This window comes from Terrabacter sp. Soil811, from assembly GCF_001429655.1.
GTDB lineage: Bacteria > Actinomycetota > Actinomycetes > Actinomycetales > Dermatophilaceae > Terrabacter.
The window spans coordinates 112,673-127,835 of record NZ_LMSX01000011.1 but is presented as its reverse complement, the minus strand read 5'-3'; the positions used below and the strand labels follow the sequence as shown (position 1 = coordinate 127,835).

Annotated in this window: 17 protein-coding genes; 9 read left to right on the top strand and 8 right to left on the bottom strand. The window is 71.8% G+C overall.

Going from position 1 to position 15,163, the window contains the following annotated elements; genetic code table 11:
• Positions 1 to 24 precede the first annotated feature (24 nt).
• On the top strand, positions 25 to 804 hold the full coding sequence (locus ASH01_RS19660; RefSeq protein ID WP_056780100.1) for an isoprenyl transferase: 780 nt from the start codon (positions 25 to 27) through the stop codon (positions 802 to 804).
• A 111-nt stretch (positions 805 to 915) separates the two neighbouring features.
• Here the strand turns inward: ASH01_RS19660 and ASH01_RS19655 are convergent, their stop codons facing one another.
• The 5 genes from ASH01_RS19655 to ASH01_RS19635 all read right to left on the bottom strand — a co-directional run bounded on the left by ASH01_RS19655 (position 916) and on the right by ASH01_RS19635 (position 4,601).
• Positions 916 to 1,344 carry a Fur family transcriptional regulator gene (locus ASH01_RS19655; protein ID WP_056780097.1) on the bottom strand — a complete coding sequence of 143 codons (429 nt, stop codon included), beginning with the start codon at positions 1,342 to 1,344 and terminating at the stop codon, positions 916 to 918.
• Positions 1,341 to 2,408 carry a metal ABC transporter permease gene (locus ASH01_RS19650; RefSeq protein ID WP_056780095.1) on the bottom strand — a complete coding sequence of 356 codons (1,068 nt, stop codon included), beginning with the start codon at positions 2,406 to 2,408 and terminating at the stop codon, positions 1,341 to 1,343. Before ASH01_RS19650 ends, ASH01_RS19655 begins: the two co-directional genes overlap by 4 nt.
• Positions 2,405 to 3,250, bottom strand: coding sequence for a metal ABC transporter ATP-binding protein (locus tag ASH01_RS19645; RefSeq protein ID WP_056780351.1), 846 nt, complete (start codon positions 3,248 to 3,250; stop codon positions 2,405 to 2,407). The genes ASH01_RS19650 and ASH01_RS19645 overlap by 4 nt, the downstream gene beginning before the upstream one ends.
• Positions 3,247 to 4,248: a metal ABC transporter substrate-binding protein gene (locus ASH01_RS19640; protein ID WP_056780348.1), complete on the bottom strand. Its 1,002-nt coding sequence runs from the start codon at positions 4,246 to 4,248 to the stop codon at positions 3,247 to 3,249. Before ASH01_RS19640 ends, ASH01_RS19645 begins: the two co-directional genes overlap by 4 nt.
• A gap of 62 nt (positions 4,249 to 4,310) precedes the next feature.
• A complete protein-coding gene (locus ASH01_RS19635) occupies positions 4,311 to 4,601 on the bottom strand; it encodes a DUF6703 family protein (protein ID WP_020142556.1) in 291 nt (96 codons plus the stop codon).
• A gap of 78 nt (positions 4,602 to 4,679) precedes the next feature.
• Here ASH01_RS19635 and ASH01_RS19630 point away from each other — a divergent pair, with 78 nt between their 5' ends.
• On the top strand, positions 4,680 to 6,074 hold the full coding sequence (locus ASH01_RS19630) for a glycine--tRNA ligase (protein WP_056780093.1): 1,395 nt from the start codon (positions 4,680 to 4,682) through the stop codon (positions 6,072 to 6,074).
• Positions 6,075 to 6,235: 161 nt separating this feature from the next.
• Positions 6,236 to 6,799 (top strand): HEAT repeat domain-containing protein, encoded by a 564-nt coding sequence (locus ASH01_RS19625; protein WP_056780091.1) that lies wholly within the window; start codon positions 6,236 to 6,238, stop codon positions 6,797 to 6,799.
• A gap of 81 nt (positions 6,800 to 6,880) precedes the next feature.
• Here ASH01_RS19625 and ASH01_RS19620 read toward each other — a convergent pair whose 3' ends face one another.
• Entirely contained in the window at positions 6,881 to 7,720 is an 840-nt protein-coding gene (locus tag ASH01_RS19620) for a sulfurtransferase (protein WP_056780089.1), read from the bottom strand.
• Between the two features lie 25 nt (positions 7,721 to 7,745).
• On the opposite strand from ASH01_RS19620, the gene ASH01_RS19615 reads away from it, so the two are divergent.
• Positions 7,746 to 8,474, top strand: coding sequence for an alpha/beta fold hydrolase (locus ASH01_RS19615; RefSeq protein WP_056780084.1), 729 nt, complete (start codon positions 7,746 to 7,748; stop codon positions 8,472 to 8,474).
• A 30-nt stretch (positions 8,475 to 8,504) separates the two neighbouring features.
• A complete protein-coding gene (gene dusB, locus ASH01_RS19610) occupies positions 8,505 to 9,737 on the top strand; it encodes a tRNA dihydrouridine synthase DusB (RefSeq protein WP_056780345.1) in 1,233 nt (410 codons plus the stop codon).
• 3 nt (positions 9,738 to 9,740) lie between these two features.
• Here dusB and ASH01_RS19605 read toward each other — a convergent pair whose 3' ends face one another.
• Positions 9,741 to 10,445, bottom strand: coding sequence for a hypothetical protein (locus ASH01_RS19605; RefSeq protein ID WP_056780080.1), 705 nt, complete (start codon positions 10,443 to 10,445; stop codon positions 9,741 to 9,743).
• A 45-nt stretch (positions 10,446 to 10,490) separates the two neighbouring features.
• On the opposite strand from ASH01_RS19605, the gene ASH01_RS19600 reads away from it, so the two are divergent.
• Complete coding sequence (locus ASH01_RS19600) at positions 10,491 to 11,129, top strand: YdeI/OmpD-associated family protein (protein WP_056780075.1); 639 nt, start codon at positions 10,491 to 10,493, stop codon at positions 11,127 to 11,129.
• A 45-nt stretch (positions 11,130 to 11,174) separates the two neighbouring features.
• Here ASH01_RS19600 and ASH01_RS23880 read toward each other — a convergent pair whose 3' ends face one another.
• Positions 11,175 to 11,306 carry a hypothetical protein gene (locus tag ASH01_RS23880; RefSeq protein ID WP_020142547.1) on the bottom strand — a complete coding sequence of 44 codons (132 nt, stop codon included), beginning with the start codon at positions 11,304 to 11,306 and terminating at the stop codon, positions 11,175 to 11,177.
• A 102-nt stretch (positions 11,307 to 11,408) separates the two neighbouring features.
• Here ASH01_RS23880 and ASH01_RS19595 point away from each other — a divergent pair, with 102 nt between their 5' ends.
• From ASH01_RS19595 to ASH01_RS19585, 3 genes are read left to right on the top strand one after another with little or no spacing between them, the layout of a single operon-like run.
• Positions 11,409 to 12,638: a deoxyguanosinetriphosphate triphosphohydrolase gene (locus tag ASH01_RS19595; protein ID WP_056780072.1), complete on the top strand. Its 1,230-nt coding sequence runs from the start codon at positions 11,409 to 11,411 to the stop codon at positions 12,636 to 12,638.
• 51 nt (positions 12,639 to 12,689) lie between these two features.
• Complete coding sequence (gene dnaG, locus ASH01_RS19590; RefSeq protein WP_056780069.1) at positions 12,690 to 14,633, top strand: DNA primase; 1,944 nt, start codon at positions 12,690 to 12,692, stop codon at positions 14,631 to 14,633.
• Positions 14,633 to 15,151, top strand: a complete 519-nt coding sequence (locus ASH01_RS19585) for a hypothetical protein (protein ID WP_056780065.1) — start codon at positions 14,633 to 14,635, stop codon at positions 15,149 to 15,151. The genes dnaG and ASH01_RS19585 overlap by 1 nt, the downstream gene beginning before the upstream one ends.
• Positions 15,152 to 15,163: the final 12 nt, after the last annotated feature.

Below are 15,163 nucleotides of genomic sequence, written 5' to 3'. Positions count from 1 at the left end.
CCGATCCCGACCGACCGGAGCCCCATGTACGCCAAGCCCTTCCCGCACCCGTCCGGCGCCACCCCGCCCGTCATCGCGCCTGCCCTGCTGCCCCAGCACGTCGCGATCGTCATGGACGGCAACGGCCGGTGGGCCAACGCGCGAGGGCTCCCGCGGACCAAGGGCCACGAGGCCGGGGAGGCGTCGCTGCTCGACGTCGTGGCCGGAGCCATCGACGTCGGCGTGACCCACCTGTCCGCCTACGCCTTCTCGACCGAGAACTGGCGGCGGTCTCCCGACGAGGTGCGCTTCCTCATGGGCTTCAACCGCGACGTCATCCGCCGACGACGCGACCAGCTCCACGAGTGGGGCGTGCGGATGCGCTGGGTGGGTCGGGCGCCGCGCCTGTGGCGCTCGGTCATCAAGGAGCTGGAGATCGCCCAGGAGCTGACGCAGCACAACACCGGGCTCACCCTCTACTTCTGCGTCAACTACGGCGGGCGTGCCGAGATCGCCGACGCCGTGCAACGGATCGCCCACGACGTCAAGGACGGTCGGCTCCGACCGGGCTCGGTCGACGAGAAGACGATCAAGCGCTACCTCGACGAGCCGACGATGCCGGACGTCGACCTCTTCGTGCGCAGCTCCGGAGAGCAGCGCACGAGCAACTTCCTGCTGTGGCAGTCGGCCTACGCCGAGATGGTCTTCCAGAACCGGCTGTGGCCCGACTACGACCGTCGCGATCTCTGGGCCGCGATCGAGGAGTACGTCGACCGCGACCGCCGCTACGGCGGAGCCGTCGACGCCCCGACAGCCAGCTCCTGACGGCAGCGGCACGCAGCCTTCTCGATCGAACGCCGCGTTCGGTGTCGAAAACCTCGGTAGAACACGGCTTTCGAGACCGAACGCGGCGTTCGGTGCGGAGAGCTGCTGGGTTCAGTCGGCGGTGGCGGTGCAGTCGGCGCAGGTGCCGAAGATCTCGAGGGTGTGCGTCACACCGCTGAAGCCGTGGTCGCTCGCGATCTTGTCGGCCCACTTCTCGACGGCCGGGCCCTCCACCTCGACGGTGCGACCGCAGGCCCGGCACACGAGATGGTGGTGGTGGTGGGTCGAGCAGGCCCGGTAGACGGCCTCGCCGTCGTCGGTGCGCAGCACGTCGACGGTGCCGGCCTCGACCATCGACTGGAGCGTCCGGTAGACCGTCGCCAGCCCGACGCCGGCTCCCGCGTCGCGGAGCCGGGCGTGAACCGTCTGGGCGGAGGTGAAGTCGTCGGAGCGCTCGAGCAGCTCGGCGACGGCCACCTGCTGCCGGGTCGGCTTGCGTGAGGTCGCCGCGGAGCCCGAGGTGTTGGTGCTGCTCGTCATGATCTCGATCCTGTCGTCGGGCCGGAGGTCGTGCCGGAGGTAGTGCCGGCCGGGCCGGCGCCCGCCGTCTCCGGGCCGGGCGGGGCGGGGTGGTCGTGATGGACGCCGTGCTCGTCGTAGTGGCCCTCGTGGGCGGCGTGCAGGTGCCCGTCGTGGACGTAGTCGACGTGGTCGCCGTGCGTCACCGCAGGGTGACCGCACTCGGCGCCGTGCTCGTGCGCGTGGGTCTCCGCGACGTCGTGCCTCCTCCCGCCGACCCTGGCCAGCACACTGGTGACGACGGCGGTGACGACGAAGAGCGCGACGGCGAGCAGGACGATGGTGCCACCGGACGGTGTGTCGAGCGGGTAGGAGAGCGCCACGCCGCCGACCGAGGAGACGAGACCGAAGGCGATGGCCCACCGGACGCCGCCGCTGAAGGACCGTGCGACGAGCTGGCTCGCGGCGTTGGGCACGATCATGAGCGCGCTGATGAGCAGGAGCCCGACGACGCGCATGGCGACGACCACCGTGGTCGCGGTGAGCACGGCCAGCACGATGTTGAGCGGCAGCACGGGCAGGCCGACGGCGCGGGCGTACTCCTCGTCGTTGGCCACCGCGAAGAGGCGCGGCCGCAGCGCCCACGTCGTGACGGAGATGAGCAGCGCGAGCCCGGCGAAGACGTAGAGGTCGGTGCGCTGGGTCGTGAGGATCGACCCGAAGAGGTACTTCATGAGGTTCGCGGGAGTGCCGCTGGGAGACTTGCTGATGATGACGACGCCGCCGGCGATGCCGCCGTAGAAGATGACCGCGAGGGCCACGTCACCGTTGGTGCGGCCGCGGGCGCGGAGCAGCTCGATGACGACGGCGGCGATGACCGCGGCCAGGAGCGCCGTCAGCACCGGCGCGGCCCCGGACACGAGGCCGATCGCGACCCCGGCGAGGGCGACGTGGCCCATGCCGTCGCCGATGAGCGAGAGCCGGCGCTGGACGAGGAAGATCCCCACCATCGGCGCGACGGTGCCCACGAGCAGGGCGGCGATGAGCGCCCGCTGCATGAAGTCGACGGAGAGCAGGTCGATCACGGTCGGCTCCTGTCGGTGCGGTCGACGTCGAGCGGGCCGTGGGACAGCGACGGGTGGTGGCCCTCGAGCTCGAGGTCGTGGTGGTGGCTGTCGTGGTCGTGGTGGACGCTGTCGCGCGCCGTGGCATACGCGCGGGGTGTCCCGTCGAAGCGGATGCGTCCGCCGTCGATGACGACGATGCGGGTCAGCAGGCGCTCGAGCGCTCCGAGCTCGTGCGTGACGATGACCATGGTGACGTCGCGCTCGACGAGGCGGTCGAGGACGTCGGCGAGCACGTGCTGGTTCGCGGCGTCGACCCCGGCGGTCGGCTCGTCCATGATGAGGACGTCGGGCTGCCCGGCGAGGGCGCGGGCGATGAGGACCCGGCGTTGCTGGCCGCCCGAGAGCGTGCTCACCTCGGTCGCGGCGCGGTCGGCGAGACCGACGACGTCGAGCGAACGAGCCACGATCTGCCGGTCGGTGGCGCGGAGCCGGCCGAGCCAGCCGATGCGGGGGAGTCGCCCCGTGGCGACGATCTCCTCGGCGGTGGCCCGGACGGACGCCGAGAGCGTATGCCGTTGGGGCACGTAGCCGAGGCGGGCGCGGTCGTGGAACTCGGTGCTGTCGATGCCGAAGAGCGTCACCGTGCCGGCGACCTTCTCGTTGAGGCCGAGCACGCCCTTCATGAGCGTGGACTTGCCCGACCCGTTCGGTCCGACGATCGCCACGATCTCACCCTTGCGGATGGACAGGTCGACGTCGCTGAGGACGGTGCCGTCGCCGTAGCCGAAGCTCGCGCCGCGCAGGGTGACGACCGCGTCCGACTGTGCGGCATCCCGGGGGACGAGCGGTGCCGACCTCATGAGCACTCCTGACCGTCGCGCAGGGCCACGAGGTTGCTCCGCATGACCTCGAAGTAGTCGGTGCCGACCGAGGCGCTCGTGATCCCCTCGATGGGGTCGAGCGTCGCGACCTTCGCACCCGTCGACTCCGCGACGGTCTGGGCGAAGTGCGGCTCGACGAGCGTCTCCTGGTAGATCGTGGTCACGCCGGCAGACCTCACGAGGTCACCGACGGCCTTGAGGGCTGCCGCGCTCGGTTCGGCCTCGGGCGAGACGCCCGTGATGCCGCGCTGGTGGAAGCCGTAGCGCGCCGCGAGGTAGCCGAAGGCGGCGTGGCTCGTGACGAGCTCCTTGACCGTGCACTGGCGCAGGCCTGTCCGCATCTCGTCGTCGAGCTCGGATAGCTTCTCGACGAAGACCGCGGTGTTCTTCGCGTAGGTCGCGGCGTTCTCCGGGTCGTCCTGCGACAGGCGCGCGCTGACGGCCTCGGCCACGGCGGCGTAGCGCGACGGGTCGAGCCAGAAGTGGGGGTCGTCCGCCCCGTGGTCGTGGCCGTCGTGCCCGTCACCGGCGTCGGTGGTGTCGTGCGGCTCGGTCTCGGTGCCGGACTCGTCAGCGTGGTCGCTGCCGTCGGTCGACGCGGGTACGAGCTTCGCGACATCAGCGACGTCGAGCACCTTCGCGGCGTCGACGAGCCCGACGGCCTCGTCGACCGCCGGCTGGAAGCCGTCGGCGTAGACGACGAGGCGTGCCTTCGTCATGCCACCGATATCCTGCGGCGCCAGCTCGAGGTCGTGCGGCTCTGCGCCGGGCTTCGTCAGGACGGTCACCGGGAGCCGGCCACCGGTGATCTGCTGCGTCGCGAACTGGATGGGGTAGAAGGACGTGACGATCGAGCCGTCCGCGGAGCCGGCGCCGGATCCGGTGTCAGGACCGCTCTGGCAGGCGGCCGTCGTGAGCGCCAGTGCCGTCGCGGCGACGATCGCGGACAGGGCGCGGCGTGGGGGAGCGGGGGGCATGACACCCATCATTCTCAAAGTGAGAATGATTGTCAAAACCGTTCTCGCGAACGGTGCGGCTGTCAGCCGGCCGGGACGATCCTCACCACGGCGACGGCCACGGCGAGCACGAGCACCGCCGTGCGCATCAGCCGCTCGGGCAGGGTCAGTCGCTGCCACGTGAGGAAGAGCAGCCAGCCGACGAAGGCCGCGACGACGAGGAAGGCGATGCCGCCCCACGGGCGTGGCGCGAGGATGCCGACCGCCAGCAGGACGACGAGGCCGCCGAGCGCGACGGGACGCGGGACGGCGTTGAGGCGCTCCACCCACGGGTAGGAGGCGTGCTCGAGACGGGAACGGAAGCTCAGGGCCACGCGACGAGCCTAGGGGACGCGACGGCATACCCCGGACGCGTGGCAAAGCAGTGGCGGCGGCCCGATAACCTGTCCCGCATGGCCAAGCAGACTTCCATCGTGGACACCGTCGTCAGCCTCTGCAAGCGCAGGGGCTTCGTCTTCCCGAGCGGTGACATCTACGGAGGCACCCGGTCTGCTTGGGACTACGGCCCCCTCGGCGTCGAGCTCAAGGAGAACATCCGCCGTCAGTGGTGGAAGTCGATGGTGACGAGCCGCGACGACGTCGTCGGCCTCGACTCCTCGATCATCCTCCCGCGCGAGACGTGGGTCGCCTCGGGCCACGTCGGCACGTTCACCGACCCCCTCGTCGAGTGCCTCAGCTGCCACAAGCGCCGCCGCCAGGACCACCTCCAGGAGGCGCTCGCCGAGAAGAAGGGCATCGAGGACCCCGACTCGATCCCGATGTCCGACATCGTGTGCCCCGACTGCGGCACCAAGGGCCAGTGGACCGCGCCCCGCGAGTTCAACATGATGCTCAAGACCTACCTCGGCGTCATCGAGGACGAGTCGGGCCTGCACTACCTGCGCCCCGAGACCGCCCAGGGCATCTTCGTCAACTTCAACAACGTCATGCAGGCCTCGCGCAAGAAGCCGCCGTTCGGCATCGCCCAGACCGGCAAGAGCTTCCGGAACGAGATCACGCCGGGCAACTTCATCTTCCGCACCCGCGAGTTCGAGCAGATGGAGATGGAGTTCTTCGTCAAGCCGGGCGAGGACGACGAGTGGCTCCAGTACTGGCTCGAGGAGCGCACCCGCTGGTACGTCGACCTGGGCATCAACCCCGACAACCTGCGCCACTACGAGCACGCACCCGAGAAGCTCTCGCACTACTCGAAGCGCACCGTCGACATCGAGTACCGCTTCAACTTCGCCGGCTCGGAGTGGGGCGAGCTCGAGGGCATCGCCAACCGCACCGACTTCGACCTGTCGACGCACAGCAGGCACTCGGGCACCGACCTCGTCTACTTCGACCAGCAGACGGGCGAGAAGTACACCCCCTACGTCATCGAGCCCGCAGCAGGTCTGTCGCGCTCGCTCATGACCTTCCTCGTCGACGCGTACCACGAGGACGAGGCCCCCAACACCAAGGGCGGCGTCGACAAGCGCGTCGTGCTGCGCCTCGACCCGCGCCTGGCGCCGGTCAAGGCCGCGGTGCTGCCGCTCTCGCGCAACGCCGACCTCTCGCCCAAGGCGCGTGACCTCGCGGCCACCCTCCGCAAGCACTGGAACATCGACTTCGACGACGCCGGCGCCATCGGCAAGCGCTACCGCCGCCACGACGAGATCGGCACGCCGTTCTGCATCACCGTCGACTTCGACACGCTCGAGGACCACGCCGTGACGATCCGCGAGCGTGACTCGATGGCCCAGGAGCGCGTCGCCCTCGACCAGGTCGAGGGCTACCTCGCGCAGCGCCTCATCGGCTGCTGACACGACGCCACCGCACCGCTGACGTATGCCGTCCGCCCACCCGGGTGGGCGGCATACGTGCGCCTGTGGTGCCGTGCCAGCGGCGGGGTCGGTCGGCGAGGTCGCCGCGGTCCGGCCCGTCCCGGGCGCAGGACGTCCGGGATCGGCGGCATACTGCCGGCATGGTCGAGCACGAGGTGCTGCGCGCGACGCCCGGTGACCGGGCGCGAGCGGCCGCCGATGCGCTCGGCGACGAGGTGCTGACGTCATGGTGCGCCGACCTGCTCGCCGGGCGGGCGGCGTGGGGCGACCCCGACCTGCCCGACATCGGCTGGGTCGGCGGCCAGGTCGCGTCCGGTTGGGGCTCGCCGGACCACCTCGACGACGCCACCCGCTACTGGTCCCGGGTGTGGGCCGCCCGCACCCTGCTCTACGTCTGGACCGAGCGGTCCGGACCGGATGTCGTTGCAGGACTGGGTGATCCGGCCTGGCGGGTCCGCGAGATGTGCGCGAAGGTGGCGGCCCGCTGGGAGGTGGGTCCCGCGGCGGAGGCCTGCGCCGACCTCGTGAGGACGGATGCCGTACCCAGGGTCAGGGCTGCCGCCGCACGTGTCCTCGCGGTCACCGGCGAGGGAGAGCACGCCGCCGCCCTGCACGAGGCCTTGGACGACCCGGACGAGACCGTCTGCGCCGCGGCCGCGCGAGCACTCAGCAGGCTCGAGCGACGCCTCGACCGCGACCTCTGAACCACCAGAGGGCAAGCGCCATGCCCGTCACCCGTCGCATCCTGCTCCGGAGAGCGGAGCAGGTTCCGACAGGCGAGGAGCTCAGCCGGGGGAGTGGCCGGTCGCGACCGGCCGCGCAGGATCGCGGATCCACTCGCTCCACGAGCCGGGGTAGAGCACGGCGTCGACGCCGAGCTCGGCCAGCGCGAGCATCTCGTGGGCCGCGGTCACCCCCGACCCGCAGTAGACGCCGACGGCGCCGCCTCCGACGTCGTGACCGGCGCGCACCCGCTCCCAGTGCTCGGCGAGGTCCCGGCGGAAGGTGCCGTCGGCGGCGATCCACGCGGCCGTGGGGCTGTTGAGCGATCCCGGGACGTGTCCGGCCACGGGGTCGATGGGTTCGGTCTCGCCGGCGTAGCGCTCAGCCGCCCGAGCGTCGAGGAGCAGCCCGTCGCGGGCCAGGGCGGCCGCACCGGCGGCGTCGAGCGTCGGCAGGTGACCGGGCCGCACCTCGACGTCGCCGTGCCGGTCGGCGGGCTCCTCGGTCGAGACGGGAAGTCCGGCCGCCAGCCACGCGGCATACCCCCCGTCGAGCACCCGGACGTCGGCGATGCCCACCCAGCGCAGCACCCACCAGGCCCGCGCGGCGGCATACGACTCCTTGCCGTCGTACGTGACGACACGGGTGTGCGCGCTGATGCCGGCGCGGCGGAGCATCGCCTCGACGACGGCGGGGTCCGGGAGGGGGTGGCGCCCGCCGTCGCCCGGGCGTGCGGCGAGTTCGGCGTCGAGGTCGACGAAGTAGGCACCGGGCACGTGGCCCGCGTCGTAGTCGGTCCGCCCCGCAGACGTGTTGGCCGTCGTCAGTGCCCAGCGGACGTCGAGCACGACGACGTCCTCGATCTCGTGGGCGAGCTCGGTGGCGGTGATGAGGTGGGTCACCAGGCCATCGTGGCATCCTCGCCGTGTGCGTGCTCACCTGGTCCTCGTGCACGGGTCGCGCCTGTCGAGCACCCAGTGGGCGCCCCAGGTGCCGCTCCTGCGCGACCACGTCGACCTGACTCTCGTCGACCTGCCCGGGCACGGCGCCCGCGCGGACGAGGACTTCACGCTCGCGCGGTGCGCGGACGTCATCGGCGAAGCGGTGGGGGCCGTCCCCGCCGGCACCCCCGTCGTGCTCGTCGGTCACTCGCTCGGCGGCTACGCCGCGATGGCGTATGCCGCCGCCCGCCACGACACGCTCGACGGGCTCGTCCTCGCCGGGTCCAGCGCGGTCCCGACCGGTCCGGGGGCCGCCGTCTACCGGGGTGTCGCGGCGCTGACGGACCGACTCGGCGCCGAGCGGATGACGCGGGTCAACGACCGTGTCCTGCACCGGCTCTACCCGCCCGAGCGCATCGACCCGGTCATCGCCGGTGGCTACTTCTTCGCCCCGACGGCGACAGCCTGGCGGGAGGTCATGGCGCTCTGCCGACCGTCGATGCTCGAGCACGTGCAGTGCCCGGTGCTGCTCCTCAACGGCCAGTTCGACCAGCTGCGGATCGGGGCCCGGGCCTACCTGCGCGCGTGCCCCAGCGCGCGCGAGGAGATCGTCGGCCGGGCCGGGCACCTGTCCGGCCTCGACCAGCCCGAGGCCTTCGCCGATGCCCTCCTGCGCTTCGCGCGCAGGGTCACCGATTCGGCCGAGCGCGCCTGATCGGGGACAATCGAGCCCGTGACCGACGTGATGACCCCCGTGACGCAGGCCGGTGAGGCCGCCCCCGCAGACGCGACGGGTGCCGTGCTGCCCCCGCTGCGCATCGGCCGCCACGTCATCGAGTCACCCGTCGTGCTCGCGCCGATGGCCGGCATCACGAACCGTGCCTTCCGCCGGCTGTGCCGCGAGTACGGCAACGAGGGCCGCGCGATCGGCGGTGCCAGCGGCGCGACGAGCCTCTACGTCAGCGAGATGATCACCTCCCGCGCCCTCGTCGAGCGCACCCCCGAGTCGATGCGCCTCATCGAGCACGACCCCGACGAGAACCCCCGCTCCATCCAGCTCTACAGCGTCGACCCCGCCACCGCGCGCGCCGCCGCCCGCATGCTCGTCAGCGAGGACCGGGCCGACCACATCGACCTCAACTTCGGCTGCCCCGTCCCGAAGGTCACCCGCAAGGGCGGCGGCTCCGCGCTGCCGTGGAAGAAGGACCTCTTCAGGGCCATCGTCGGCGCCGTCGTCGAGGAAGGCGCCAAGCGCGACATCCCGGTGACCGTCAAGATGCGCAAGGGCATCGACGACGTCCACCTCACCTTCCTCGACGCGGGCCTGACCGCGGAGGCCGAGGGCGTCGCGGCCGTCGCCCTGCACGGCCGCACTGCCGCACAGGCCTACTCGGGCACTGCCGACTGGAGCGCCATCCGGATGCTCAAGGAGACCGTGACGAGCATCCCCGTCCTCGGCAACGGCGACATCTGGTCGGCCGAGGACGCCCTGCGCATGGTCCGCGAGACCGGCTGCGACGGCGTCGTCGTCGGGCGCGGCTGCCTCGGGCGCCCGTGGCTCTTCACCGATCTCGCGGCCGCCTTCGCCGGCACCTCGGCGCGGGTGACCCCGACGCTCGGGGAGGTCGCCGAGACGCTCCGGACGCACACGGCCTACCTGTGCGACTTCTACGGCGAGGAGGAGCGCGCCTGCCGCGACATCCGCAAGCACATCGCTTGGTACCTCAAGGGATTTCCGGCCGGCTCGACGATCCGCAACTCGCTCGCGCTCGTCGACTCGATGGCGGCGCTCGACCGCCTGCTCGCGACGCTCGACCCCGACGTGCCGTGGCCGGGCGAGGCCGCCGAGGGCCAGCGCGGGCGGGCCGGGTCGTCGCGCACCGTCGCGCTGCCCGATCGCTGGCTCGAGTCGCGCGAGCTCTCCGAGGAGCACCGGCGCACCATCGCCGAGGCCGAGCTGTCGGTCAGCGGCGGCTGAGCCTCACTTCAGCCACACGCTGAGCGGGCCGATCCGCTCACAGCCGGCCGCGACCGCCGCGTCGACGCTCGCGCCGGCCTCCCACCCGACGAGCGGTGTGCCGCCCACGACGTCGCGTGCGGCGGCAGCGGCAGCGCCCCAGGCCCGCTCCACGTCGCCGTCGAGCGCGAAGACGTTGCCGAGGCCGGCGACGGCGCCCGTCACGTTGACGATCGCACCCGCGACGACAGGGGCCTGCGGGTCGTCGGACGCGCGCTGCGCGAGGAACGCGACGCCGGGCTCCGCGAGGAGTGACGGGCGCAGGATCGCCTCGGCGTCGGGGTCGCTCGCCCACGCGCGCACCCAGGCCGCCATCGCGTCGGGCGTCGTGACGCGCTGCCAGCGGCCGGGGGGAGCAGGCTGCGCCGGTCCGGAGGGGTCGAGCCAGACCCACTCGCCCACGACGAGCCGGGCGAAGTCCTCCATCGACAGGTCCAGACGCGACCACGAGTCCTTGACCGAGCAGCCGTCCGAGTCGTCGACGCGCGCGAGGACGTCGTACTCGCCGGCGTCCGGCGACAGCGTCACGGCGTCGGGGTAGTAGGGCGGCGTGCGCGTCGACGCCGTCCACGCCACGTCGTCGAGGGTGCACGCGACACCGTGCGAGCGAGCGACGGCGTCGCACCAGAGGGCGTTGTTGCGGGCGGCGAGCAGGATCCGGTCGGTCACGCCGACGATCCTCCCAGCGTCGGTGGCCGGTGGCAGGATCGGGGCATGCGACAGGGCGGATCGGGCGAGCGGCCCGCGACCTTCTTCGACGACGCCGAGGACTTCCGGGCCTGGCTCGAGGCGCACCACGAGAGCGCCAGCGAGCTGTGGATGGGCCTCAACAAGAAGCACGTCGAGCCCCGCGGGCTGCAGTGGGCCGACGCCGTGCGCGAGGCGCTCTGCTTCGGCTGGATCGACTCGATGGCCCAGCGCATCGACGAGGACGCGGTGCGCCAGCGGTGGACCCCGCGCAAGTCGGGCAGCAACTGGAGCGCCATCAACATCAACGCCGTCGCCGAGCTCACCGCCGCCGGGCGCATGCGTCCGGCCGGGCTCGCCGCCTTCGCGAAGCGACGCGAGGACCGCTCCGGCGTCTACGCCTACGAGAACCGCGAGCTCACCTGGTCCGACGACTACGAGGCGATGCTGCGCGCCGACCCCCGCGCGTCGGCCTTCTGGGACGGCGCGACACCGTCCTACCGCAAGCTCGCCACGAACTGGGTGCTCACGGCGAAGCAGGAGGCCACCCGCGACAAGCGCATGGCCGAGCTCGTCGACGACTGCTCCCACCTGCGCCTCATCAAGACGCAGCGCTACGGCACCGAGCCGGCCTGGGTGCGACGCATGCAGGCCGAGCTCGGTTGAGCCGCGCCGAGGCGGGACCGGGTCCGTGCCCGCGTCAGACCGTGGTCAGCGCTTGGCCTTGGGCGGGATGATCTCGGTGTGGTCCTTGGCGGCGGACTTCGCGTGCTTGTCGGCACGCTTCTCCTTGAGCGATCTGGCCTTCGTGGACATGTGGGACTTCGGTGACTTGTCGCCCATGGCGCGCTCCTGAGTTTGGAAGCCTGAGCGGCTCCATCCCTGAAGTATGCGCCCCGGGAGCGGCGCCGTGGTCGGCCGCGCCGCGCCGCATAGAGTTCCGGTGTGGGCTACGAGGGTCGGGACCGGGAGCGTTGGGTCGCGGAGGACCCTGCCCAGAAGCGCGCCGACCGTGACGACTTCGCCCGCGACCGGGCGCGGGTCGTGCACTCGTCGTCGCTGCGGCGGCTCGCCGCCAAGACCCAGGTGCTGGCCCCCGGCCACGACGACTTCGTCCGCAACCGGCTGACCCACTCGCTCGAGGTCGCGCAGATCGGCCGTGAGTTCGGGGCAGCCTTGGGCTGTAACGCCGACGTCGTCGACACCGCGTGCCTGGCCCACGACCTCGGCCACCCGCCCTTCGGGCACAACGGAGAGACGGTCCTCGACGAGATCGCCTCGGGGATCGGCGGGTTCGAGGGCAACGCACAGACGCTACGCCTGCTGACGAGGCTCGAGGCCAAACGGGCGCACCCCGACGGCACGTCCGCCGGGCTCAACCTGACGCGGGCGAGCCTCGACGCGACGACGAAGTACCCGTGGGTGCGCGGTGACGGCCCCTACGAGACCCACAAGTTCGGCGTCTACCCGTCCGACCTGCCCGTCTTCGAGTGGATCCGCGACGGCGCGCAGCCGCAGCGTCGATGCCTCGAGGCCGAGGTCATGGACTGGTCCGACGACGTCGCCTACTCCGTCCACGACGTCGAGGACGCGATCGCCTCGGGCTGGATCGACCCCCGGCTGCTCCACTCGCGCGACATGGCCGACGTCATCGACGTCGCGGGCCGCACCTACGCGCCCGACCTCGGCGCCGACGCGCTCGGGGACGCGCTGGAACGCATCCTCGCCTCGGGAACGGTGCCAACGGCATACGACGGCTCGCGGGGTGACCTCGCGCAGCTCAAGGACATGACCAGCCGGCTCATCGGGCACTTCGTGCTCGTCGTCGAGCAGGCCACGCGCGAGCGGCACGGGCCGGGCGAGCTGTGTCGCTTCGAGGCCGACCTCGTCGTGCCGGACGACACCCGAGCCGAGTGCTCCGTGCTCAAGGCGATCGCCAACCACTTCGTCATGACCACCGACGAGCGCCTGGCGATCATGTCGGGGCAGCGCGACGTCGTGCGTGCCGTCGTCGAGGCGTATGCCGCCGCGCCCGAGGAGCGCCTCGACGTGGCCTTCCGGCTTGACCACGAGGCCGCCGTCGACGACGGGGAGCGGCTGCGCGTCGTCGTCGACCAGGTGGCCTCGCTCACCGACGTCCGGGCGCTCTCCCTCCACAGCCGGTGGTGCCGGTGACGGGTCGCACCCGGGCGAGCACCTAGAATCACGGATGGCGACAGGAGGCAGATGGCGGGGCTGATCAACAGCGAGGACATCGCGGCGGTCAAGGCGCGGTCGTCCATCGAGGACGTCGTGCGCGAGCACGTGACGCTCCGCTCCGCCGGTCCGGGGTCGCTCAAGGGCCTGTGTCCCTTCCACGACGAGAAGTCGCCGTCGTTCAACATCCGCCCGGCCGTCGGTGCGTGGCACTGCTTCGGCTGCGGCGAGGGCGGCGACGTCATCTCCTTCATCCAGAAGGTCGACCACCTCAGCTTCTCCGAGGCCGTCGAGCGGCTCGCGCAGAAGCTCGGCATGGAGCTGCGCTACGAGAACGGCGACCGCCCGCGCGAGGAGGGGCTCGGCCGCCGCAGCCGGCTCGTCGAGGCCCACCGCGTCGCCGAGGAGTACTACACCGAGCTGCTCCTCGCGCCCGGTGGCCAGGCTCGGCAGGCCCGTGACTTCCTCCGCGCCCGCGACTTCAACAGCGAGCACGTCAAGCAGTTCGGCATCGGCTTCGCGCCGCGCGGGGGAGAGGACCTCGTGCGCCACCTGCGTGCCAAGGGCTTCACCGACGACGAGCTCGTCACCGGCGGCATCGCCGGACGCGGTGCGCGCGGGCTCTACGACCGCTTCCGCGGGCGTCTCGTCTGGCCGATCCGCGACATCACGGGCGACACCGTCGGCTTCGGCGCGCGCCGGATCTTCGACGACGACCGCATCGAGGCGAAGTACCTCAACACGTCCGAGACGCCGATCTACAAGAAGTCGACCGTGCTCTACGGCCTCGACCTCGCCAAGAAAAAGATCTCGCAGGGCCGTCAGGCCGTTGTCGTCGAGGGCTACACCGACGTCATGGCCTGCCACCTCGCCGGCGTCGAGACGGCCGTCGCCACGTGTGGCACGGCCTTCGGCGCGGACCACATCAAGACCCTGCGTCGCCTCATGCGTGACGAGGCCGGCCTCGCGCCCGCCAAGGTGATCTTCACCTTCGACGGCGACGCCGCCGGCCAGAAGGCGGCCATGCGGGCCTTCGCCGACGACGAGAAGTGGACCTCGCAGTCGTTCGTCGCCGTCGAGAAGTCGGGCAAGGACCCCTGCGAGCTGCGCCAGGCCGGAGGAGACCCCGCCGTGCAGGCGCTCATCGAGGACGCCGTCCCGATGTTCGAGTTCGCGGTGCGCACGACGATCAAGCGCTTCGACGTCGCGACGGCGGAGGGCCGCATCCAGGCCGTCCGCGCGGTGGCGCCGATCATCGCCTCGATCCGTGACCAGTCGCTGCGGCCCGAATACACCCGCGAGGTGTCCGGGATGCTCGGGCTCGACGTCGAGCAGGTCGCCACCGAGGTCTCGCGCGCGGGCAAGATCAAGGTCGACGAGGACGCGCGGACCGAACGGAGCGAGCGGAACGGCCCCGATCGTGGCGACAGCCGCGACGACGCCGAACCGCACGTGGCCGACGGTGGAGGCATGCCGGTGCCCGACCGTCGCGACCCCGTCGTCCACGCCGAGCGACAGCTGCTCCAGGTCCTGCTCCAGTTCCCCACGGTCTTCAAGCCGGGGGCCATCGACCTGCTGACCCCCGACGCCTTCTCGGCGCCGGCACACCGGGCAGTCTTCGACGGCATCCGCATCGCCCACCACAGCGGCGACAAGGGCAACGCCCGCGCCTGGACCTCGGCCGTCACCGAGGCCGCCCCGTCGCCCGTCGCCGGACTCGTCAGCGAGCTCGCCGTCGACACCCTGCCGACGCGGATGGACGCCTCGACCGGACTGCCCACGTCGCGCTACGTCGACGAGCTCTTCGACCGGGTGCGCACCATCGCCCTGACGCGCCAGATCGCCGACTCGATGAGCGAGATGCGCCGGCTCGACCACGCCGAGACACCGTCGCCCGAGCGCACCCGTGAGCTCGGCATCCAGCTGCAGACGCTCCAGCGCGAGCTCGCGGCGATCAAGGCGGGGATGGGCTGATGGCACTCTTCGAACGGCGGCGTCGACCGGCGCTGCCCGCGGACGTCCGCGCGGTCGTCCCGCTCGACCCGGGCGAGCTGGTGCTCGCCTGGTCCCGTGACGAGACGAGCGGCTCGCACGTCGTCGCGACGACCTACCACCTGGTCCTCGTCGACGCCGACGGCGGGCTCGTCTGGCGCCGCGCCTGGCACGAGGCCGAGTCCGGCACGTGGCAGGGCGAGTCGTCCCGACTCACGGTCACGTGGGTCGACCAGGGCGTCCCGGCGCGCTGGCACCTGACGGAGCCCTCGCTCCTCCAGCAGACCCTGCGTGAGCGGCTGCAGGCGAGCGTGGTGCTCGCCGACGAGTTCCGCACCGCCGGGCGCCGCACGGTGCGCGTCGTGATCCGCCAGGACCTGGCCAGCGGCGCCCTGCTCGAGCAGACGATCCCGGGCAAGGGCGCCGACCTCAGCGACCCGAAGGTGGCTCGTGAAGCCGCCGAGCGGATGGCCCGGCTGCGCTCCGAGGTGGGGCTCTGACGGGTGCCTGCA